At 65.4% G+C, this 20,944-nt stretch carries 21 protein-coding genes; 7 read left to right on the forward strand and 14 right to left on the reverse strand.

The genetic code is table 11. The features are described from left to right. Together EN745_RS10880 and EN745_RS10885 are read left to right on the forward strand one after the other, a co-directional pair. Window positions 1-1,437: DUF6212 domain-containing protein (locus tag EN745_RS10880; protein ID WP_145992006.1), on the forward strand; the 1,437-nt coding region annotated here is incomplete at its 5' end. 226 nt (window positions 1,438-1,663) lie between these two features. Further along, entirely contained in the window at window positions 1,664-1,951 is a 288-nt protein-coding gene (locus tag EN745_RS10885) for a hypothetical protein (protein ID WP_126055619.1), read from the forward strand. A 35-nt stretch (window positions 1,952-1,986) separates the two neighbouring features. Here EN745_RS10885 and EN745_RS10890 read toward each other — a convergent pair whose 3' ends face one another. Further along, window positions 1,987-2,991 (reverse strand): glycosyltransferase family 2 protein, encoded by a 1,005-nt coding sequence (locus tag EN745_RS10890; RefSeq protein ID WP_127421228.1) that lies wholly within the window; start codon window positions 2,989-2,991, stop codon window positions 1,987-1,989. 141 nt (window positions 2,992-3,132) lie between these two features. Here EN745_RS10890 and EN745_RS10895 point away from each other — a divergent pair, with 141 nt between their 5' ends. Further along, window positions 3,133-6,435, forward strand: coding sequence for a DUF6212 domain-containing protein (locus EN745_RS10895; RefSeq protein ID WP_127421229.1), 3,303 nt, complete (start codon window positions 3,133-3,135; stop codon window positions 6,433-6,435). A gap of 83 nt (window positions 6,436-6,518) precedes the next feature. Further along, window positions 6,519-7,295, forward strand: a complete 777-nt coding sequence (locus tag EN745_RS10900; RefSeq protein WP_127406214.1) for an OmpA family protein — start codon at window positions 6,519-6,521, stop codon at window positions 7,293-7,295. A 51-nt stretch (window positions 7,296-7,346) separates the two neighbouring features. Here the strand turns inward: EN745_RS10900 and EN745_RS10905 are convergent, their stop codons facing one another. From EN745_RS10905 to EN745_RS10915, 3 genes are read right to left on the reverse strand one after another with little or no spacing between them, the layout of a single operon-like run. Beyond that, entirely contained in the window at window positions 7,347-8,561 is a 1,215-nt protein-coding gene (locus EN745_RS10905) for an MFS transporter (protein WP_127421230.1), read from the reverse strand. After that, window positions 8,558-9,952 carry an FAD-dependent oxidoreductase gene (locus tag EN745_RS10910; protein ID WP_127407421.1) on the reverse strand — a complete coding sequence of 465 codons (1,395 nt, stop codon included), beginning with the start codon at window positions 9,950-9,952 and terminating at the stop codon, window positions 8,558-8,560. The genes EN745_RS10905 and EN745_RS10910 overlap by 4 nt, the downstream gene beginning before the upstream one ends. 48 nt (window positions 9,953-10,000) lie before the next feature. Continuing rightward, the gene (locus tag EN745_RS10915; RefSeq protein WP_126055625.1) at window positions 10,001-10,321 is read right to left on the reverse strand and encodes a metalloregulator ArsR/SmtB family transcription factor; all 321 of its coding nucleotides are present in this window, start codon (window positions 10,319-10,321) and stop codon (window positions 10,001-10,003) included. Window positions 10,322-10,501: 180 nt separating this feature from the next. Here EN745_RS10915 and EN745_RS10920 point away from each other — a divergent pair, with 180 nt between their 5' ends. After that, the gene (locus EN745_RS10920; RefSeq protein ID WP_189363012.1) at window positions 10,502-11,062 is read left to right on the forward strand and encodes a DUF2306 domain-containing protein; all 561 of its coding nucleotides are present in this window, start codon (window positions 10,502-10,504) and stop codon (window positions 11,060-11,062) included. A 25-nt stretch (window positions 11,063-11,087) separates the two neighbouring features. Here the strand turns inward: EN745_RS10920 and arsC are convergent, their stop codons facing one another. The 5 genes from arsC to EN745_RS10945 form a co-directional block, all read right to left on the reverse strand. Further along, window positions 11,088-11,510: an arsenate reductase (glutaredoxin) gene (gene arsC / locus EN745_RS10925; RefSeq protein ID WP_127406492.1), complete on the reverse strand. Its 423-nt coding sequence runs from the start codon at window positions 11,508-11,510 to the stop codon at window positions 11,088-11,090. After that, entirely contained in the window at window positions 11,507-12,190 is a 684-nt protein-coding gene (locus tag EN745_RS10930; RefSeq protein WP_126055627.1) for an MIP/aquaporin family protein, read from the reverse strand. Before EN745_RS10930 ends, arsC begins: the two co-directional genes overlap by 4 nt. Window positions 12,191-12,215: 25 nt before the next feature. Next, window positions 12,216-12,548 (reverse strand): metalloregulator ArsR/SmtB family transcription factor, encoded by a 333-nt coding sequence (locus EN745_RS10935; protein ID WP_126055628.1) that lies wholly within the window; start codon window positions 12,546-12,548, stop codon window positions 12,216-12,218. A gap of 101 nt (window positions 12,549-12,649) precedes the next feature. Then, a complete protein-coding gene (locus EN745_RS10940; RefSeq protein WP_127400248.1) occupies window positions 12,650-13,240 on the reverse strand; it encodes an NAD(P)H-dependent oxidoreductase in 591 nt (196 codons plus the stop codon). A 104-nt stretch (window positions 13,241-13,344) separates the two neighbouring features. Continuing rightward, window positions 13,345-13,713: an antibiotic biosynthesis monooxygenase family protein gene (locus tag EN745_RS10945; RefSeq protein WP_126055630.1), complete on the reverse strand. Its 369-nt coding sequence runs from the start codon at window positions 13,711-13,713 to the stop codon at window positions 13,345-13,347. Window positions 13,714-13,808: 95 nt separating this feature from the next. Between EN745_RS10945 and EN745_RS10950 the strand changes: the two genes are divergently transcribed. Together EN745_RS10950 and EN745_RS10955 are read left to right on the forward strand one after the other, a co-directional pair. Continuing rightward, complete coding sequence (locus EN745_RS10950; RefSeq protein ID WP_126055631.1) at window positions 13,809-14,285, forward strand: MarR family winged helix-turn-helix transcriptional regulator; 477 nt, start codon at window positions 13,809-13,811, stop codon at window positions 14,283-14,285. Between the two features lie 201 nt (window positions 14,286-14,486). Next, window positions 14,487-15,641, forward strand: coding sequence for a hypothetical protein (locus tag EN745_RS10955; RefSeq protein ID WP_127421231.1), 1,155 nt, complete (start codon window positions 14,487-14,489; stop codon window positions 15,639-15,641). A gap of 45 nt (window positions 15,642-15,686) precedes the next feature. On the opposite strand, the gene EN745_RS10960 is transcribed toward EN745_RS10955, so the two are convergent. The 5 genes from EN745_RS10960 to EN745_RS10980 form a co-directional block, all read right to left on the reverse strand. Beyond that, window positions 15,687-16,703, reverse strand: a complete 1,017-nt coding sequence (locus tag EN745_RS10960) for a Rieske 2Fe-2S domain-containing protein (protein WP_245487691.1) — start codon at window positions 16,701-16,703, stop codon at window positions 15,687-15,689. Then, complete coding sequence (locus EN745_RS10965) at window positions 16,700-17,845, reverse strand: GNAT family N-acetyltransferase (RefSeq protein ID WP_245455531.1); 1,146 nt, start codon at window positions 17,843-17,845, stop codon at window positions 16,700-16,702. Before EN745_RS10965 ends, EN745_RS10960 begins: the two co-directional genes overlap by 4 nt. Continuing rightward, a complete protein-coding gene (locus EN745_RS10970) occupies window positions 17,842-19,098 on the reverse strand; it encodes a F390 synthetase-related protein (protein ID WP_127421232.1) in 1,257 nt (418 codons plus the stop codon). The genes EN745_RS10965 and EN745_RS10970 overlap by 4 nt, the downstream gene beginning before the upstream one ends. Next, on the reverse strand, window positions 19,095-19,931 hold the full coding sequence (locus EN745_RS10975) for an MBL fold metallo-hydrolase (protein WP_127421233.1): 837 nt from the start codon (window positions 19,929-19,931) through the stop codon (window positions 19,095-19,097). Before EN745_RS10975 ends, EN745_RS10970 begins: the two co-directional genes overlap by 4 nt. Beyond that, window positions 19,928-20,944 (reverse strand): NAD(P)-dependent oxidoreductase (locus EN745_RS10980; protein WP_348630953.1); only part of this gene is annotated, 1,017 nt, incomplete at its 5' end. The genes EN745_RS10980 and EN745_RS10975, both read right to left, overlap by 4 nt.

Raw genomic sequence — 20,944 nt, forward strand, 5'->3', positions numbered from 1 at the left:
CCGCTGGTTTCGATCGTCATGGCCCATCGCAACCGGCCGTCCTATCTGAAACAGGCGATCGCGGCGGTCGAGGCTCAGACCTACGAAAATCTGGAACTGGTGCTGGTCGACGACGGCAGCGACCTGGACGAAGCCAGGCGATTGCTGGACGCGCTGGAACCGGGCTTCCGCCAACGCGGGTGGAAGATCCTGCGCCGGCCGCACAAGCACCTCGGCGCGGCCCGAAACGCCGGCATTCGCGCCACGCAGGGCGAACTGGTCCTGTTCGCCGATGACGACAATGCGCTGTTCCCGGAGGCGGTCGAGCATTTCGCCCGCGCCATGTCGGCTTCGGGCGCGGATATCTGCACCGCGTTCCAGTTGATCTTCTACGAGGACACCGTGCCCGACGACCGCGGCGACGGGCTGATCCAATATCTGCCGCTCGGCGGGCCCGACGCGCTCGGCCTGATCCACAACGTCTATGGCGACGCCAATGCGATGGTGCGCCGGTCTGTCTTCTCGCGCATCGGATACCTGGTCGAAGAGCCGGGCTATGCTATGCACGACTGGGAATTTTTCGCGCGGGCCTCGCTTGCCGGGCTGAAGATCAGGCCGATCCCGAAGCCGCTTTACTGGTACCGGTCGAAACCGGACGGCATGTTCCGGATGTCTAACTGGTATGACAATCGCCGCCCGGTCCTGAAGACATTTGGCTCGAGCCAGTTCGATGGCGCCGGGCTGCTGCACCAACTGGCCATCGCCCAGAATACGACACGGTCCGAAATCGAGAGCGCACGCGAGAACCTGCGGTACACTCCCGCCTATCGAGACTATCTGGAGCTCTGCGACCTCGAGCCGAACAGCGATGCGACCCTGGAGAAGCTGGCGCGCATCGCCCGCTCGGTGGGCCGCGGCGATACCGCGGCCGGCTTGCTTGGACGGCCCGCAGCTGTCGATGTCACGGAACGTCCCGATGATGGCGGCGGTTCAACCATCCTCGTCTATGATGTCTTGCGGACCGCCAGGCTGCTGACGCCGCGCGTCTCGGCCCTGCCGCTGCTGCTTGTCGCGCCGGATGGCGGCGGGATGTTCCTGCGCCCCCACCCCGACGGCGCGGTGGCGGCCTCGCTCGATCATCAGTTTCCTCCCTTCTTCCGGGCGATCGAGGCAACAGTCGAAATCGCGCATGCCGACGCGCCGGCACTGGACTTCGCGCTTGCGCTTGCCCGCCCCGATCAGACCATCGACTGGCAGAGGGACATATCCGGGCAGACCCTTGCCTTCTCGGGCTGGATGACGGTCGCGGACAAATTCGCGCGCCGTAGCCTGGTGGCGACGCTTCGTGCACGGCGCAAAATGCCGCTCTCGATCATGCTTGCCGTTCGTTTCGCCGGAAGCCCCATCGGCTCTCCGACCAACGCCTTCTTTCGGACGCTGACACTGATCGGCGACTGAACCGCGTCGTGCGGGAACGGATTCAGCCGGCGCGCTTCAAGTCCTTGTTTTCATGCACGTCGTTCTCCCAAAAACCGCCGGAGCGTTAGGGCGACATGCAGGGCGTCGGCCGCGGATCCGGCCGTTAACCTTGCGCCAGGATGGGGCCCGGCACGCCACGGATATGGTTGACAAATTGCTAACAAAACAATAATTTCAATGTGGTGCGTGGTGAAAGGGGCTTGTTATGCGTAAAATCCAATCGCTACTATTGGGTGGGCTAAGTATTCTTGGCGTGAGCGTCGCTTTCTCTGGCGCGGCGCAGGCGCAATTCGAAGGTGGGATCCAGGAGGCCGAGCTCGCTTGCGAGCAGGCCCTGAAGATCGGTACGATCGAGGCGCTCGAAGACTATCTGCATCGTTATCCTAATGCTCCGACGGCCTGCAAGGCGCTTGCCCTGAACACGCTGGCGCAATTCAATCCGAACGGCGGCGACGGAAATAACGGTGATGGCGGCGGCGGTTACGGCGGGTAGAATCAGCCGTATCCACAATTCGATCGTTCGTCAGTTCAAGTGGCCGCGCTTTGACGCGGCCTAACGGCGTTTGAGACGAACTCGGCGTAGCGATCCGAGGTTCTCATCCAGCCGAGTTCGACAAGTTGCGCGGCGTCACGATAGCGAACGGAGCGTTGGTCCCGAAGCGACAGTTTCGGATCGCGCTCCAATGCCTCCATGTAGGCGGCGCGCTCCTCCAGGGTCTTTTCCTTAAGCTGCGTGTTCTCGCTCAGTGACGACGCTGATTTCTGGCGGAAACCCCAGACGAATTTGAAATGCAGCAGCGCGACGCGGAGCTCGCTGAACTGAACCTTGCTGATCGTGTGCTGGGCCACATGATAGCGCCTGCCCCGCTCCCATCGCACGATCGGCACCTTGGTCAGACATGGCGGGAAGGTCTGCTTGAACCGGCCGTGCCAGAAGACGCGCTCCCTGACGCCACCGAACATCTGCTGCGGCGGGTACTTGCCGTCACGCGCCCGCAGCCAGCCCGGTTCCGGATCGAAATAGGGTGAGGCCTCGATAAGCGGGAGCGTGCCGTCATAGTGGCACTCCGCCAGCGGGCCGCCGGCGTACATGTCGATCATAGAGCCGATCACCGCGTCGGCGTCGGTCGAGTCAAGATAGTCGCAAAGCCGGTGCAGGTTCACCCGCTCGAAATCCGGGTAGACCAGCAATTCGTCGGCGTCGATCGAGAGGCACCAGTGGCCAGTGCCGAAGACGTTCATCAGCGTGTTGATCCAACGCGGCGGATCGATGTTCTCGGCGAAGTGCGATCCTTCCGTGTGGAAACAATGGCTGTCCGGCTGCTCCAGGATCAGTTCGAGCGTCCCATCCGTCGAACCATTGTCGAGGAAGAAGAAACGATCGACGCCGAGGCCGCGATAGTGATCGAGAAGCTTGGGCAGCAGTGTCGCTTCATTGCGCAGTCCGACAAAGCACAGGATCTCGCCCTTGCTTACGTCGATCGGCCGGTCGTCCAGCCGTTCGAGGTGTTTCGGAGATCGATGGCCAAGCATGCGAGCGTCATGATCCGGGTTACGCGAAAGCGAGTGGGTATTGTGGCTCCGCGCGGCGATTATCCCCGCGAGACAATTATCAAAGTGTTATCCTACTGTTGGCAAGACTGTCCGCTGCCGCTGATGATCAAGGGGGACTGATTGAGCATTGGTTCTAAGCTAGGCGCGACGCCCAAGGGCAAGCGACAGGCAAGCCACAAGCCCCGCAATGTATGCGTCGTTTCAGAGGTCGAGTTCGGTTCGATTTCGACCGCCGATCCGGGGTCGGCGACCTACGCGCTGGCGCAATATCTTGCGGTAACCGGCGACACCGTCACGCTGCTATGGGTGCCGAGCCCGATCGGCAGCCAGCCCGACGAGGAGGAGATCGCCAGGCTCGGCAAATGGTGCTTCGACAATTTCCTGGTGCGGCTCGAACTGTTGCCGCAGTCGCCCGAGCTGCTGCGCGGCCTGGACTCGAGCGACAAGCATTCGGTGGCCGTCTACCATTACCTCAAGCAGAACGCTTACGACGTCGTCTACTTCGCGCTCGAGGGCGGACTGGCGCATTTCCCGACCGTTGCCAAACGAACCGGGGTCTTTCCCGATCCGCCCGCGATCGTCGTGCTCGCCCACGAACCGCTGATGTGGAAGCTGCAGGCCAATGGTCGGGCGGTCGAGCGCAAGGAGCAGATGACCATCGCACATATGGAAAGGACCTCGGCAGAGACCTGCGACCATCTCGTGGTCACCGGCCAGTCGGTGCTCGACTGGATGACCAAGGCAGGCTGGAAACTGCCCGCCAGCCGCCACGTCGCCGTCCCGCTCGTGCCGGAGGAATGGCGTTCGAACTTCCACTCCGATCCCTATCGGCGGCGACCGCGGCTCACCACCGAAATCGTTCATTTCTCCGGCACCGAGGCGCGCAGCGGGCTGACGCTGTTTTGCGATGCGCTCGATCGTCTGGCCGACAGCGGCATCACCGACCTGGCGGTGACGGTCGTCGGCGCGTTTGGCCATATGCTCGGCGAGCATTCGGGCGGCATGATCGTCCGGCGCGCGCGGCAATGGCCGTTCAAGCTGAAGCTGCTGCCCATTCGCGACGAACCCGAGATCTTCCGATACCTGCGGCAGAGCCATGCGCTGGTGGCGATCACGCATGCGGCTGCGCAGCTTCCGATGGACGTGGTCGCATGCCTCGACGAGGAGATCCCTTTCGTCGCGACGGACGTCGGCAGCATCCGCGACATGCTGCACCCGAAGTCGGCCGACACCGTCATGATGGAGGCTTCCGCGTCCGCCATCGCGGCCAAGATCGCGGAGGCGCTGCAAAGCCGCGCGATCAGCCCGGCGAAGCCGCTGCACGGGCGTGCGGCGCGCGAGAAGGCCTGGAGCCGGCTGCACGCGAAATTCCGCCGGGAGCCGCGCAAGGCCGCCGGCTCGCGGCGGAGCCGGCCGCCCCTGGTGTCGATCATCACCGCGCACTACAACCGGGCGCGGCTGCTGCCGCAGGCAATCGCCTCGGTTCGGCGCCAGGACTATCCCAAAATCGAACTGATCGTCGTCGATGACGGCAGCACCGATCCTGAGGCAATCGAACTTTTGGCCGAGCTCGGCCCGGAGTTCGAGCAACGCGGCTGGCGGATCATCAGGCAGAAGAACGGCTTCCTCGGCAAGGCGCGCAACACAGGCATCCGCGCCGCCAAGGGCTCGCTGATCCTGTTCCTGGACGACGACAACGCACTCTTCCCGAACGCGGTCAGCACATTCGTCGCAGGCATGCAGAATTCCGGCGCCGACATCTGCACGACCTTCGCCAAATGGCTTAACGAACCCTTCGTGCCACCGGATACTAAGAGCGGATACATGCTCTACTTTCCGGTCGGAGGGCCGCCCGACATTGCGCTGATCACCAATCCCTATGGCGATGCCAATGCGATGTTCCGGCGCGAGGTGTTCGACAGGGTCGGCTATCTCAATGAAGAGCGCGGCTTTTCAGCGAGCGATTGGGAATTCTTCCTGCGCGCGGATCTGGCGGGCCTCGAGATCGTCACCGTACCGGAGCCGCTCTATTGGTATCGGTCGGCGCCGACAGGGATGAACCGGAATGCCGAATGGCTGAGGAACCGCAGGCCGATCATCGACGTCTTCCGCAAGCACAAATTCGCGCATACGGACATGTTCGTGCAGCTCGGCATCAGCTCGAATACCGCCAGTCATGAAAAGGACCTCAACCTCTGGAACCTTGAGCTGCGCGTCAAGGACGAGCGCTATCTCAGGCTGAGCTCTGGCCCCGCCAACGCCGCCGATGCGATGCAACTGCTGGCCGAGATCGCGGCCCGCGAGGGCAGGCCAGACACGGCGATCTCGCTGCTCGCCCATGCCGGCCGGTCCGACTTCACACTCGGCGTCGTCGACATGCTCAACGCAGCCGCCGACGAGACCGTGCCGGAGCTGCATTCCTCGCTTTACCGCGAGCAATACCTTTCGGCCGAGCCGCTGCGCCTTGCTCATGTCGCTTCGCATCCCGATGCCGTTGCGGATTTGCTGAGCTATGTCGAACGATCGCCGGATCAGCTGTTTCTCGAAGCAAGGGGCGGCAACGTGACGATGGCCCTGCTGAAGGGCGTCTGCCCGCCGGGCGTCATCGGCGCAAGCTGCTGGATCTACCTCGACGAGGACCTTACTGGAACCGCGCAGTTCCAGCTTGCGATCGTCGACGCGGAAAACCAGACTTTCGGCGAGCTTGCCGGAATGCTCGATCTTGATGGCGGGAGCGGCTGGGCCGATGTCAGCCGGCCGCACGAGCCGCGCGAAATAAGAACGGCCATCAGTTCGCCGGCGTCGGGCCGGCGCGATCTGCTGCTCGCGGTCAGGTGCGGCGGAGCGCGCCCGCAGGCGCGTGTGCTGGGCGGCTTTTCGAGCATCCAGATTCGCCATGTCGTTTCGAACGGGGCGAGACACCCGCGTCTCAACGCGCCGCAGGAGCGCCGGCGCATGCGCCGGATTACCAATGACGAGATCAAGCAAGCCTCGCTCGTAACCAACCATCCCTCCGACCTGCCGACGCTTCTCGTCGCCGGCGACGATGGCGGCCTGTTCCTGCGGCCGAACACGCATGGTCCGGTTGTCGCGGCCCTCAAGTCGGCTTTCCCGGCTTTTGCCAGAAGTGTCGTCGCGACGGTGGAGATCGCCCATGAGGAGGCGTCGCCCTTCGAGTTCGCCATGGCGCTGGGCAGGCCGGAGGAAAGACTCTCGTGGAAAGGCGATGCCCCGACCGGCGCCCTCGCCTTCTCCGGATGGACACGGGTTCCGAGACCTTTCGAGCTGCAGGACTTGAAAGTCTCGATCCGGGAGATAGATCGCAAATGGCTGACGATCTACCTGGCCATCCGCCTGCCGCGCGGTTCCAGGCCGATGCCGTCCAATGCCTTCTGGCGCAAGCTGCTGCTGTTGTGGGACTGACGAGCGCGCCGGCCGCGGTTTGCCACCTTGCCGCAGTAAAGAATGCGGCGTTAGACTAAGCCGCAGCGAGAGGCGCCAAGACAATGAAGAAATCATTCATCCTTGTTCTAGCCTTTATTAGCGCTGCCGCAAGTACGGTAGGTTTCAGCGCGGTCGCCCAGGAACGCGACCTTGGCCCAAACTGCACGCAGTGGAACTCCTATCGCGTCCTGTTCAACAAGGGCGACGGCAAGATATCGACGGATTCCGCCAGCGCGTTGAAGGCCTTCATCAAGGATGCCGGACAGGATTGCGGCTACAGGCTCTATGCGACGGCGAGCAAGGAAGGTGGCTACGACAAGGCTGACGGCATTGCCGGCCGCAGGCTGAATGCAACCAGCGATTTCCTCAAGGCGCAAGGCGTCAAGCCGGAAATGGTGCTGGCGCTTTCGCATTGGGTCGACGATGGCGCCGCCGACACGAAAACGGCGCGCAGCGCGATCCTGTACACCTTGCCGAAACAAGGGATATCGTGCCGGCAATACGAGAAGCGCGCGCCTGTCCAGGTCCATCTGTTTTTCGACAGCCAGTCCTCTGTGATTTCATCGCAGATCAAGGATGACCTCGATAAGTTCGCCGCGAGCATCAAGGACTCGCGTTGCAACGTCGAACTGACGGCGTTGGCGGCCAAGGAATTCAAAGGCGCCAATGCCGCAAAGACAAACAAGGCACTGGCCAAGCAGCGCGTGAAGGCGATGGTGGACATTCTGACCGCGGCCGGGATCGACAGTGACCGGCTCATCGACACGAACGTCGAATATATCGGCGACAGCAAGCCGAACACCGCCAGGAATCGTCTGGCGACCGCATCGCTGATGTAGCGGCCCAGGGAACGTGAATCCGCCGGCGTCATCACCCGCGCCGCGCTTCGGCTATCCCGGCTGCAAGTGGACGCCCCTGTCGCGGACCAGCAGCCAGCGCAGGCTCCATGCCAGCACGACATTGAACAGCGCGAGGCCGCCGAGCACGGCGAGCGTGCCCTGCGCTCCAGTCCATTGCATCAGCACCGCGCCGATCGACGGCGCGGCCGCCTGTGCAATCAGGCTCGGCATGGCAAGACGGCCCATCAGCTTCGCGTAGCCTGACGGACCGAACAGGGCGAGCGGCAAGGTGCCGCGCGCGATCGATTCGAGACCGATGCCAGCGCCGTAGAAGCCGAGCGCCACCGGCACGGCCGGCATGCCGGCCCACAGCGCCAGGACACCGATGGCGACGAAGCTCGCCGAGGCAAGCTTGGTCCAGATCGGATGGTGATAGCGCGCGATCATCATCTCGACCGCGCGCGCCGTTACCTGCGAGGGGCCCACCAGGGCTCCGAGACCGACAGCGGCGGCGAGCGCCAGGCCGCCGGCCTGCAGGATCGACAGCAAATGCACCGAGAGCGTCGAGGAAATCACCGCCGCAAGCGTGATGGTGCTGGCGAGCAAGGCCATGACGGGCAAGGACGGGTTGACTGGCCTTGCAGCGGCGGCGTTTCGATCCACATCGGATGCCGCGCTGCGTTGCGGCACCCGGCGCGGCAGCAGCGTGAGATAGAGCGGCAGCGCGATGAGGAGTTGCACGGCGGCATAGGCAAGGCAAGCGCCGCGCCAGCCGATCGTGCTCAACAGGAAAGCCGAGATCGGCCAGCAGACGGTGCTGGCCAGGCCGCCGAACAGGGTGAGCGTGGTGATGGCCGAACGCGCGCTATTGCCGTAAAGGCGGCCAAGCGTGGCGAAGGCGGCGTCGTAGAGTCCTGCCCCCATGCCGAGCCCGATCACGAGCCAGGCACCGATATAGACGGCAAGCGAGGGCGCCGCGGCCAGGCCGATCTGGCCGGCGCCGATGCAGAATGCGCTGAAGGCGAGCACGTTACGGCCGCCATGGCGCTCGATCGAGGAGCCGACGCGCGGCGATATCAGGCCGGCGACGAGAAGCCCGAGCGACAAGCCGCCAACCACCCATGCCAGCGGCCAGCTGGTGTCGCGGGCCACCGCCGGTGCAATGACCGCCGGCAGATAGTAGGATGAGCCCCACGCCATGATCTGCGTCAGGCCGAGCACGGTGATGATGATGCCGCGGCCGCGCATGCCGGCCATGCTGCTCATGCGGCAACGCCGCAGCCGCAGCCGCCCCTGCCGGCGGCTTTCGCCTCGGCGTCGGCGACGCAGCAGCCGTCCGCCGCTTGCGGGGCCGGACCACCACAGCAGCCGGCGAACGCCTTGCCGGTCACGGTGACCCCACCCGGCACCGTGCAGACGCCGGTCTCGGGCAGGACCAGTTGCACCGCATCGGCCGAGGCGACGTCGCCGGCCAATGCGGCCGCGACCGAGCGCACCTGCTCGTAGCCGGTCAGCAGCAGGAAGGTCGGCGCCCGGCCATAGCTCTTGATGCCGACCGTATAGACGCCGGGCTCGGGATGGCTGAGCTCGCGGTGCCCATGCGGCGGCACGTCGCCGCAGGAATGCTCGTTGGGATCGATCAGCGGCCCCAGCGCCCTGACGCCTTCCAGCCATGGATCGAGGTCGAGCCGCAATTCCCTGGTCAGGCTGAGATCGGGCCGCTGGCCGGTCGCGGCGACGATTCGGTCGATAGGGCCGATGCGCCGCAAACCGTCCGCCGTATCGCCCTCGACAATCAGCCGGCCGTCTTCCTCGCGAATTGCCGTCGTGGCAAACCCTGTGACCAATTGGACGCGGCCGCTCTCGGCAAGGTCCCTGACGTCGGATCCAAGTTCACCGCGGGCCGGCAAGGCATCAAGATCGCCGCCGCCATAGATGCGCACCAGATCGGTGCCGCGCGTCGTCCAGATGAACGTTGTGCCCGGCTCGTCATCCGCCACCCTGGCCAAGTCGAGCAGGGCATTGGCGGCCGAATGGCCGGACCCTGCCACCAGCGTGGCGCGGCCGCCGTAAAGGGCCCGGTCCCGGCCGAGAATGTCGGGAATGCCGTAAGCGATGCGGTCGGCGAATTCCGCCTCTCCCTCCGCCGCGATGCCGCCGGCGCCGAGCGGATTGGGCGTGCGCCAAGTGCCGGAGGCATCGATCACGGCACGGGCGCGGTCGCGCCTGATGCCGCCGGCGGTTTCGACCACCAGCATGAAGGGACGCGCCTCGCGTCCGCCGCCGCGCACTTTGTCGGCGCCCCAGCGGGAGATGCCGGTGACGCGGGCGCCGGTCTCGATCACCGGCGACAGTTCCGGCAATCTCGCCAGCGGCTCGAGGTAGAGCGCGACAAGATCATCGGCCGTGGGAAAGGTCTCCGGATCGGGCATCTTCCAGCCCGTCGCTTCCAGCAGTTCCCTCGCCGCCCGATCGACGCAGTAGCGCCAGGGCGTGAACACCCGCACATGGCCCCAATCCCTGAGATTGGAGGCTACAGCGGTACCGGCCTCGTAGAGCTTCACCGGCACGCCCTGTTCCAACAAATGAACGGCCGCCGCCAAGCCGACAGGGCCGCCGCCGATAACGGCGACCGGGAGATCGTTCTGCTCGCTCATGCTCCCACCTTCCATAATTCCGGGATTATCGAAATATCGGGCAAAAAATCATGCCGCCACCTCTCCCGTGGCGGGGTTGCAGGCGGCGTCGGCGCAGCATTCGTCGGCGAGGAAGCCGATCAGATCGCGCATGATCGGATAGTTGGCGCGGCAGATCAGCGTCGTCGCCTGCCGCTCCTGACTCACCAGCCCGGTCAGGATCAGCCGGTGCAGATGATGCGACAGCGTCGAGGCGGCGATGCCGAGGCTTTCCTGCAGATAGCCGACCGGCCGGCCGGCCTCTCCGGCCCTGACCAGGATGCGATAGAGATTGAGCCGCGTCGGATTGCCGAGCGCTTCCAACTGCTTTGCTGCTTGTTCGAGTTTCATGGAAATATGGCTATGCCAGGTTGGGCGGCGCCGTCAAGGGAATTTCGAACATTATGGAAATATGCAGGTAGCAATCCGCCCAACGCCAACGCGGCTGGCCTGCAGATGATATAGGCTATCATCAATCAAGACGGAGGCATGGTCGCCGATCCTGCGCATGGGCTTCGGCGGCGAGTGAACATGGAAAGCGAAGGCACAACCATCGTCCTGGGCATCCCAATTCCGTCCATCGATCCGGTGTTTCTGGGCGTTGTCGGTGTCCATATTCTGTTTGGGCTTGCCGCCTTGACCACCGGCGCTGCCGCGATGTTTTCCCAAAAGGGGCGCGGCCGGCACTCGAACTTCGGCAGCATTTACTTTTGGTGCCTGTTCGGCGTGTTCGTGACTATGAGCGCCTTGTCGCTCATGCGCTGGGCGGAAAACTACCATCTGTTCGCGCTGGGATGCATTTCTTTCGCATCTGCCTATTTCGGGCGCACGGCCGCCCGACGACACTGGCGCCAATGGCCCAGGCTGCATCTCACCGGCATGGGGATGTCCTACGTCGTAATGCTTACCGCATTTTACCTCGATAACGGCAAGAACCTGCCCTTATGGAGGGAGCTTCCAACTATTGCATTTTGGGTTCTGCCCAGCGCGATCGGAATGCCGATAATCCTCCATGCCTTGTTTCAGCACCCGGTCGTCCTGGACTTCGATCGCTCGCGAGCGGCAAGCACCAGATCCGCAAACCCAGACTGAGAGGCGAGCGCCTTTCGGTGCTACGTCAGACGACCCGCTTGCCGTCGGCGCCGATCACCACCTCGCCGTCCTCCTTGGTGAACGGGCCGATGTCGGGATTGGACAGGATGTCGAGCACCGCTTCCGACGGCCGCGCCAGTATCGTGCCTTTCGGCGTCACCACGATCGGCCGATTGATCAGGATCGGATGCGCCAGCATGAAATCGAGGATCTCGTCGTCGCTCCATTTGGGATTGCCGAGATCGAGCTCGGCATAGGGCGTGCCCTTCTCGCGCAGCAGCTGGCGCGGCGTCATCGCCATGGCGGCGATCAGCTCGACGAGCTTTTCGCGCGACGGCGGCGTCTGCAGATATTCGATCACCTCGGGCTCCTCGCCCGACTGCCGGATGATCGCCAGCGTGTTGCGCGAGGTGCCGCAGGCAGGGTTGTGATAGATGGTGATGGTCATTCGGCGGCTCTCATCTCAGGTTTCGGTTCAGCAAGCAGCCAGCCGGCCAGCGCCAGCGCAAGCAGCGCGCCTAGCAATTCGGCAACGATGAAGGCGGGGACGTCGAGCGGCCGGATGCCGGAAAAGGTGTTGGAGAAGGCGCGCGCGACGGCCACCGCCGGATTGGAAAAGGAGGTCGAGGCGGTGAACCAGTAGGCTGCGGTGATGTAGAGCCCGACCAGCCAGGGGATGGCATCGCCGCGAAAACGCAGGCCGGCGAGAATGGTGAAGACCAGCCCGAAACTCGCGACCAGTTCGGCGATCCACTGCCCCGCCCCGCTCCGCACCGTCGTCGACAGTTCGACGAGAGGCAGGCCGAACATGGCATGCGCGACGACCGTGCCGGCGAGGCCGCCGAGCAACTGGGCGACGACATAGCAAAGTGCGGCATGCCAGCCGATCTCGCGCCTCAGCCCGAACACCAGCGTCACGGCCGGATTGAAATGGGCGCCGGAGATCGGGCCGAGGACTGTGATCAGCACCACCAGGATAGCGCCGGTCGGCAGCGTGTTGCCGAGCAGGGAAAGCGCGACGTCGTCGGTGAGACGATCGGCCATGATGCCCGAGCCGACGACAGCGGCGACCAGCATGGCGGTGCCGAGCGCCTCGGCGGCGAGACGGCGGGGAAGATCGACAATCATGAGCGGATCCGCATATGTTGCATTGCTAGCATTTGCAGGTCACGGCCCGGAGGACCGGCTGGCAGAGTTCCGGCGCGCCGTTGCAGCAATCCTCCATGAGATAGGCAAGCAGGTCGCGAAAGCCGGTCATGTCGGCGACGTAGCGGATCACGCGCCCTTCTCGCGCCGCGCGGACCAGTCCGGCATGGTCGAGCACCTTCAAATGCGCCGACATGGTGTTCTGGACGATTTCGAGCCGCGCGGCGATCTCGCCCGCCGGCAGGCCGCCCGCCCCGGTCTTCACCAGAAGGCGGAAAACCTCCAGGCGCGTGTTCTGACCAAGCGCCGCCAAGGCGCGAAGGGCCGCTTCCCTGTCCATCCATATATCCTTAAATCCGGATTTGAGGATGCTTAGTAACGCAACATGACAGACAGATGACAGCGGGCGTGACGAGGATCGGTCGGGTGCACCAATGGAACTCAGAACGTATCGAAGCGACGCTCCACGTCGCGCGCGAACATTTCGCGCTTTTCGTCCGATATGCTGTGAACGGAGTATCGCGACAGGTACAGATGCCGCACGCCCCGGCCGCACATGGTCTTCAGTCCGCGCAGCAGCACCTTCTTTCCGGGGTTCTGCATATAGAGTTGGGTGTACCACCACGGCGACCCGCATGTGGTGACCACGCCCATGCGGCGGATATTGAGCAGCGCCGGCTTGATCAGGCCGTCATCCGGCGGCACCTCGTAAGCGATGCCTGGGCGCCACACCCGATCGAAATAGCCTTTCAGTATGGCGGGCATGCCCGACCACCAGGTCGGAAAGCAGAAGACGCATGCCTCTGCCCATAACAGCGCATCGACATAGACCTGCAGATCCTTCGGCACCTGGGAGGGATCGTAATGGCCACGCCATTCCTCGGGCAGCATCGCCGGGTTGAACTTCATCTCGTAGAGGTCAAAGTCGATGACCTCGTCGCCTCTTGCCTTGAGCGTCTTGACGACGCGCTGGTGAAGCGATGCCAAATAGCTGTCGGCCGCCGGATGCGCGTAGACTACATTGACCTTCATTGGATGACGCCCTCAAGCCTTCCACCCGAAGCTATTAGTCGAAGCTAATAGGCTTGCCTAGCTGCCGGAGCGCCCCGCATGCGGCGCCCTCCTGCCCGCTTCGACTAGGCCACGCAGATGCCGGGCACCGAGACCTTCTGGAACAGATGCGGCGAAGCCACAGCCGAGGACGGATAGGCCGAGATCTTCGCCCTGAACTGCGGATGGGAGAAAGCGGCGCGGAAGGCGGCGGTCGATTCCCACACGGCATAGTTCAGGTAGGTCGGGCTTTCGCCGATCGCGCGGTGAAGCTGGGTCGAGATGAAACCCGGCTGCTGCTTCATGAAGACAGCGTCGTCCTGCCAGACGTCGAGGAAGGTTTGCTCGTCGGCCTTGTCGAGCGTGAACACGTTCACCAGCACGACGGGGGCGGCGTCGATCGCGACCTGGCGGTCGATCGGGAAAGCAGGGTCGAGGGGGCGCATACGGGTCATGGGAGGCTCCTTCAATTGGTGTTATGATGTCAATCTGTTATGATGCATACATATACATTTGACAACATGATGTCAATATAGATATAAGGTGACAAATGCCCGATACAAAGCGAACACCGACCGGCAAGGCTTTGAGCGATCTCATTCTCGACCTGTTCAGGCTGAACAGCCGCATCAGCGCTGCCGGCGACAGGCTGGTCGCCGATCTCGGCCTGACCAGCGCCCGCTGGCAGGTGCTGGGAGCCATCGTCGCCGCCGAGCGTCCGCAGCCGGTGGCGTGGCTGGCGCGCGATCTCGGCGCCAACCGCCAGAACGTGCAGCGCATCGTCAACGACCTCGAGGGCGAAGGACTGGTCGCCTTCAGGATCAACCCGCATCACCGGCGGGCGCAGCTTGTCGTGCTGACCGACGACGGGCGCGAAGCCTACGACGCGGCCATGCGCCTGCAGGCCCCCTGGATCAACACCCTCGCCGACGGGCTTGCCGTCGAGGACATCAACACCATGCACGGCGTGATCACGGCACTACGCAAAAAACTGGAAGGCAACGATGACGCTGAAGAGCAGGGCTGACCGCTGCGGAACGGTGGCTGTCCCATCCCTTGCTGAGCGCCGCCCTCATCCTGGCGCTGCTCGCTTCCCAGCATCGCCAGCTTTGGACGGCCCGAACCGGCGCACAGTACACCGCGCGGCTGCGTTGCCAAGCGCGGCGATTTCGCGCAACGGTTCCGACAACCGCAATGACCGCAGTAGCCTCACCGATGCCAGTATCCCGTGCCCGATAGCTCAATACTCGTCACCGGAGCGCGCGCGCCGGTGGCGCTGCATCTGACCCGGCTGCTGTATGGCGCCGGACACCGGGTGATCCTCGCCGACACACCTGCCCGCCCGATTGCTGCCGCCAGCGTGGCCTGCGCACGCTACTACCGCCTGCCGCGACCGCGCTTCGAGCCGGCGGCCTACGCCGAGGCGGTCGAGGCGCTGGTGCGCGCCGAAGGGATCGGCCTGGTCATCCCGACCTGCGAGGAGGTTTTCCATCAGGCGCTCGCCTGGCGCGACCGCGCGATCCCGGCGCGCCTGTTCGCGCCCGGCATCGAGTTGCTGGCCGAAGTCCACAACAAACATGCCTTCATCCGCCTGGCCGAACGGCTCGGCCTGGCGGTGCCGGAAACGGTGCTGCTGCAATCGCGCGACGATCTGGGGGCCATGCGCGGCCGCGCGCGCGAATTGGTGTTCAAACCGGTGTGGTCGCGCTTTGCCAGCCAGGTTCTTTTGCGCCCCTCGCCCGGCGCACTCGATGCCGTCAATCCCTCGCCCGCCGCGCCCTGGGTGGCGCAGCGCTTCGTGCCCGGCGAGGAGATCAGCGCCTATGCGGTGGCGCGCGGCGGCAGGCTAAAGGCATTCTCGCTCTACCGATCGCTCTATCGCGCCGGCAAGGGTGCCGGCGTCTTGTTCCAGCCGGTCGAGGACGCGGCCGCGCGGCGGCTGGTCGAGCGCATCGTCGCCGCCACGTCATGGACCGGACAGATCTCCTTCGACCTGATGCGGCAGGCAGACGGAACGGTTCTGCCGCTGGAATGCAACCCGCGCGCCGTCAGCGGGCTGCATTTCTTCCGCGATCCGGCGCGCTTTGCGAACGCGGTGCTGGGAGACGGGCCCGAGGTCAGACCCGATGTCACCGCGCCCCAGACCGCGCGGCTCGCCATGTGGATCTACGGGCTACCGGCGGCCTTGCGCTGCGGTGGCCTCGGCCGCTTCCGCAAGGCGATGCGTGAGGCCGAGGAACTGCTCGACTGGCCTGATGATCCGGCGCCGGTGAAGGCGCAATGGGCGGCGCTGGGCGAGATCGCAGGCGTTGCACTTCGAGAGCGCATCAGCCTGCAGGCGGCATCGACGCGCGACATCGAATGGAACGGGCCGGACGAGTGACGTCGGCAGGAGGGCGAAGGAATGAGACGGTCCTTCCGCCTGCCGTCACAGCTCGATCTGATGCATTCTTGGCTCGCTTGCCGCCGGCGGCAGGTTCCCGGCCATAATCGCGGCGATGTCGCGGCGCAGGAAATCCAGCGGACCGATCACCGGCAGCGCCAGCGGGGCGAAACGGGCGTTGTCGCTCGCCGATTTCAGCACGCGGCGATCCTGCTGCAGGGCGATGTTGAACAGCGGCTTGAAGGCAAATGCCTTTATCCTGCCGAGCAAGCCCTGGCGCGGGCCGATCAACCAGCCAACGCCCTCGACGGTGCGCTCGTCGGCCTGGCGCAGATGGAAGGTGGTGGCGAGGGCCAGCCCATCCTTGCTCCAATATTCCAGTTCGGCGATGCCGGGATGTCGGAAGCGGCCGATTGTTCTCGCGCGCTCACCCTCCAGCAGCCGGCTGATCAGCCCCTGCTGCCGATCCTCGCCGGTGTAGCAGGCCTCGACCCAGCCCTCGCCGCCGGTCACCTCGACGCGCACGAGATGGCGTCGCGAGCTCAGGCCGCGCAGCAGGCCCTTGTGGGTGAAGTGGGTATGGGTGGCATCGAGGATGTTTTCGGCCGCGTCGATCACCGTCGACTGCGTCGAGCTGCGCACCCGCCGCACGACGAGGTCCCGACCCTGCATGCAGTGGAGATAGGGCTCGCCCTGCGGCGTTCCCGACGAGACGAAGACGACGCCGTCGCGCTCGATGACGCCGTAGCGACGCACGCGGTAATGCGGCATCTCGCCGACATGACCGGGAATGGCGGTGCAGCGGCCTTCGCCGTCATAGCGCCAACCGTGATAGGGGCATTCGATTTCGCCGCCGACGACCTTGCCGGTCGAGAGCTCGACCAGCCGGTGCGGGCAGCGGTCGAACAGCGCGGCGATGCCCTGGGCCGAGCGGAACAGGACGACAGGTTGGCCGTCGATCAGGATGCGCCTGGGCTTGCGCCTGATGTCGGCCGACAGCGCCACGGCCTGCCAATGATCTTTCCGATCGTGATCTTCGCTGTGCCTCTGGCGCACGCTCACAGCTCGAACCTCCTGAGCAAGGGAATGCCGACCAGCGCCAGCACGGTTTCCATGACGCGGATCGCCGCACGCCGGCGGCGCGAAAGGTGCCCGGCGTAGACGGCGTTGTATTCGATAGTCGCCACCGCGCCGCGCAGGCGCTTGAAGCCCGCCGCCCCGGCGCTCATGTTGAAGAATAGGCCGTGCGCGGTCGCATGCTGCTGAGCCATCGCCATCACCATGCGATAAAGCCCCTCCTGTATCGGCAGGCCGGTATCGTAGCCGACGATGGGCTGGGTCAGCGTGCGGCCGTTCTCGAACAGGCCGGTGACGGCGACGAGGTCTCCACCCGGCCGGCGCAGGCCGGCAAGGCTGATGATGCCGCGCCGGTGCATCTCGGCGATGTAGCGGGCGGTGTAGTGCGGATTGAGCGGCGTGTACTTTTCCAGATAGAGCATGGTGTAGAGCTCTTCCGCGCGCGCATAGTCGGCTTCGCTGAAATCGGCATCGCCGACGCGCTCGAAGGGCGTGGTGGCGAGCCGCTTGCGGTCGCGCTTCATGTTGATGGTCATGGCCGGTGCCGCGCCGCGGTCGGCGAAGATGTAGATCTGGCGGGCCGCCAGCATGCGGAAACCTTCGGCCTTCAGCGCCGCGATGGTGGCGGGATCGGCGATCTCGTTCAGCGAGCGGATGACGATGGCGCGATCCGGGAAACGCGCCACAAGGTCGGCGCGCAGCTCGGCCACCGCCGTTCGGTCGAGCAGCGGCACCGGATTGGTCGAATAAAGCCAGTTGTTGAGCTGAACCTGACGGTCGAGACCACTCGTCCGCACCAGCGGCGCGCAGGCGCCGATCAACGCCGTGAGCGAGCGCCGCAGCAACGGATGCGCGATGAAATTGCGCGTCTCGTCGATGGCATATTCGAGATAGGCGCTGGACGGGCAGCAGATGTAGCAGTTCGGCGGTTCGCCGGCGTCGTTCAGCGTCAGCGGGAAGGTGCGGCCGGCGACCGCCGCGCTTTCGACCGATGTCGTCAGGTTGGCGACGAGGTCGCGCACCGGGACGTCGTTGAAGAGCCGCACGAAAGCCTCGACCTGGGCTGGATCGTTCTCGACCCGGTCGGCTTGCTGGGGCGCGCCAGCCACGACTGCCGCCCGGTTCACGGCGCCGCTCCCAGCCGGCACTCGACACGGCGCAATTTGCGGCCGGTCTCCAGCGGCAGCGGCACGCGCACCAGATTGACCATCGCCGTTGCCCTGCGCGCCGCCAGCAGTGCGCCCACCGCCTGATGCGCGGCACTGGCCGCCTCATCGGCCAAATCCGGCGTGAGCCGCAACTCGATGGCATCGGGCGCCGTCTGGACCAGCCGGAAATCGTCGATGCGACGGTCGGCCTTGAGCACCGCATTGCGCAGTATGTCGGGCGTGAGCAGGATTTGGCCCGCGGCCGAACCCACCCGGAAGGCATCGTCCATGCGGCCGACGACCTCGTCGACGCAGCGCAGCGGCGAACCGCAGCGGCAGGGTCCTTCGGAGAGCCGCACCAGGTCGTTCATCCGGTATCGCGCCATGATTTGCGTACGACGACGGAAGGCGGTGACCAGTGGCGTGACCAGCCCGTCGCCCGCCGGCTCGAACTCGAAGAACACCGAATCCTCAGCGAGATGCAGGCCGCCCTGCCGGCAGGTCACCGCGAACAGCCCTTCGGTCGCCATGTAGATCTGCTCGAGCGGCAGCCGGAAGGATTTTTCGATAACCGGCCGGTCGACCGGATCGAGCGTCTCGGCGGCCGAGAAGACGCGCCTCGGCGCGAGCCGGAAGCCGGCGACGGCGAAATGGCGGAGCATCTTCGGCGGCGCGATGATCACCGTCGGGTCGAAGTCTTCGAGGTCCACGCGCCAGCTTTCCGGCCCAAGCGTCAGGTCGAAGAAGCCGAGCTTGATCAGCCGGGATTTGCGGGCGCTGTCGTAAAGCCCGGTGTTCTGCGGCAGGATCACGGCGACGCGCATGCCGCGCCAGATGAGGTCGGGTGCCGCCTTGGCGAGGATGGCGCCCAGCCAGCGGTATTTTTCCGCCTCGGAAATGACGAACAGGCCGCGATTGCCCGAGGTGCCCGTGCTCGCACCCACCGTGAGCGCGCCGATGCGTCCGTCGCCGGCCAGAGCCGACCAGGCCGCGCTTGCCGTGACGCCGTGGATGTTGAAGGCCTCGAAACTGTCCATCAGCATCGCCTTGTCGGTGACGGGCAGGTCGGCGAGGCGCGCCCGCGCATGGCGATAGAAGGGCGCGCGCGCCAGGTCGCGCTCGAGGAAGCTACGCAAGGCGGCTGCCTGCCAGCGCTCGAAATCCGGCCGACTCTTGCGCGAGACCCAGCGCGTCAGGGCGAAGGAGCCGATCGCTTCCGCCAGCCCGTTCATCCGACCCCCGCCAGTTCGTCCGCAGTCAGATCATATTGCGTCATCTCCGGGTCGTGGCAGAGCATCACCTGCCCGCCCGCCGCCTGGAAGCGGCGCAACGTCTCGCAGGTCGGACCGATGGCGGCAACGTCCTCGGCGATGAGGCTGGAGGGAAAGCCTGGGGACAGTTTCGGATCAAGGGCGGCGAGCAGCCATTGCGCGTCGACCCCATAGAGCAGTGGCCGCTCCAGTCCGGCGAACAAAAGGCCGAACTGGCCGTCTGCATGGCCCGGAAGATCGACCGCCACCACGCTGCCGTCGCCGAACAGATCAGCGCCGCCGGGGACGCCGCCCCGGGCCTCGATCCGCCACTTGGTCGACAGGCCATCGAGCCTTGCCTCGAAATCGGCGGGGAAGAGTTCCGTGAAGACGCCATGGCGCAGGTTCTGCCTCGGCGTGCGCGCCTTGACGCGCGCCCAGGCGGCATCGCTGGCGATGAAGCGGGCATGGGGAAACAGCGGCAGGCCGGAAATGTGGTCGGCATGGAAATGGGTGACGACAACCGTGCGCACGTCGCCGGGCGCAAGGCCGAAGCGCTCGAGCACCGGCTGCACCTGTTCGGCCGCGTTGAGCTCGGGCCTAAGCACAACGCCGTAGAGGCGCAGCATGCGGCCGCGCCCCTGCCCCGTGGTGGCCTCTGGGGTGTAGCCGGTGTCGACCAGCACCGGCCCGGCCTGCGGATGAATGAACAGCCCGTAGCGGACGCGCAGCCTGACGCTATGCCAGCCGCCGCCGCGCAGGATCAGCCGCTCGGCGGCGCTGACCCAGGCGCTGTTGGCGAAGACGATCTTCATGCCAGCCCTCCGCCGGCGAAGGTGCGGTCGAGCCCCTGCTCGAACCCGACCTTCGGCGTCCAGCCGAGCAGGCGACGGGCCTTGGCGAGGTCGAGGCTCTGCGCATAGGCGAACAGGCCAAGCCCGTAGCGCGTCACCGGCGGTTCTGGGGGGCCGGGCAGAGCGAGCGCCATCGCCTCCATGGCGCTGGCGACAAGCATGGCCGGCCACAGCGGCACCCGCCGCCAGCGCGCCGTGATGCCGGCGCAGGCGCAGGCCTCGTCGGCGATGCGGCGCACCGGCAACACCTCGCCGCCGGAGATGTTGAAGACATGGCCCTCAGCCTCCCGGGGTGCTGCGAGCGCCACCATCACCGCATCGACGACGTCGTCGACATGAGTGAGGTCGATGCGCGCCCGGCCGTCGCGGAAGATCGGCAGCGGGCGGTTCTTCGCGGCCTTGATGAGGCGCGGCAAGAGCGCGCGGTCGCCGGCGCCGTAGATGCCGCGCGGCCTGAGCACCACAGGGTGGATGGCGGGCGCCGCCAGCACCAGCCGCTCGGCCTCGCGCTTGGTGCGGGCATAGTGGTTGACCGGGTCCGGCAAGGCCGCGTCCTCGGCAAGATCGAGCTGGTCGCGGAAGGCGAAGCACACGGACGGGCTGGAGATGTGGACGAAGCGGCTGATGCCTTGCCGGGTCGCGAAATCGAGGATGTTTCGCATCGCCGCGACATTGGCTGCCTCGAAATCCGCCAGCCGGCCGAATGGCGCGGAGAGCGCCGCGCAGTGGATGATCCGCTCGACCCTGCGGAGCCGCAGATCGAGCGCCCTGTCGAGCGGCAGCGACAGGTCGTGGCGGATGATCCGGTGGCCGGCGGTTTCCAGCGCCGCACAGCGCGCCGCATCGCGGCCGAGGCCAAGCGCCAGCGTGCCGGACGCGGCCAGCCTTGCCAGCACATGGGAGCCCAGAAAACCGCTGGCGCCGGTGACGAGCACGGCCATCGTCAGGCCTCCAGCGCCATGCCGCCGAAGGAC

The organism is Mesorhizobium sp. M4A.F.Ca.ET.022.05.2.1 (assembly GCF_003998845.1).
Lineage (GTDB): Bacteria > Pseudomonadota > Alphaproteobacteria > Rhizobiales > Rhizobiaceae > Mesorhizobium.

Bases quoted from the DNA above. Each gene is read 5' to 3' on its own strand.
- EN745_RS10885 (WP_126055619.1), top strand. From the start codon at position 1,664: ATGCGTAAAATCCAATCGCTACTATTGGGTGGGCTAAGTATTCTTGGC.
- EN745_RS10890 (WP_127421228.1), bottom strand. From the start codon at position 2,991: ATGCTTGGCCATCGATCTCCGAAACACCTCGAACGGCTGGACGACCGG.
- EN745_RS10900 (WP_127406214.1), top strand. From the start codon at position 6,519: ATGAAGAAATCATTCATCCTTGTTCTAGCCTTTATTAGCGCTGCCGCA.
- EN745_RS10905 (WP_127421230.1), bottom strand. From the start codon at position 8,561: ATGAGCAGCATGGCCGGCATGCGCGGCCGCGGCATCATCATCACCGTG.
- EN745_RS10910 (WP_127407421.1), bottom strand. From the start codon at position 9,952: ATGAGCGAGCAGAACGATCTCCCGGTCGCCGTTATCGGCGGCGGCCCT.
- EN745_RS10915 (WP_126055625.1), bottom strand. From the start codon at position 10,321: ATGAAACTCGAACAAGCAGCAAAGCAGTTGGAAGCGCTCGGCAATCCG.
- EN745_RS10920 (WP_189363012.1), top strand. From the start codon at position 10,502: ATGGAAAGCGAAGGCACAACCATCGTCCTGGGCATCCCAATTCCGTCC.
- arsC (WP_127406492.1), bottom strand. From the start codon at position 11,510: ATGACCATCACCATCTATCACAACCCTGCCTGCGGCACCTCGCGCAAC.
- EN745_RS10930 (WP_126055627.1), bottom strand. From the start codon at position 12,190: ATGATTGTCGATCTTCCCCGCCGTCTCGCCGCCGAGGCGCTCGGCACC.
- EN745_RS10935 (WP_126055628.1), bottom strand. From the start codon at position 12,548: ATGGACAGGGAAGCGGCCCTTCGCGCCTTGGCGGCGCTTGGTCAGAAC.
- EN745_RS10940 (WP_127400248.1), bottom strand. From the start codon at position 13,240: ATGAAGGTCAATGTAGTCTACGCGCATCCGGCGGCCGACAGCTATTTG.
- EN745_RS10945 (WP_126055630.1), bottom strand. From the start codon at position 13,713: ATGACCCGTATGCGCCCCCTCGACCCTGCTTTCCCGATCGACCGCCAG.
- EN745_RS10950 (WP_126055631.1), top strand. From the start codon at position 13,809: ATGCCCGATACAAAGCGAACACCGACCGGCAAGGCTTTGAGCGATCTC.
- EN745_RS10970 (WP_127421232.1), bottom strand. From the start codon at position 19,098: ATGAACGGGCTGGCGGAAGCGATCGGCTCCTTCGCCCTGACGCGCTGG.
- EN745_RS10975 (WP_127421233.1), bottom strand. From the start codon at position 19,931: ATGAAGATCGTCTTCGCCAACAGCGCCTGGGTCAGCGCCGCCGAGCGG.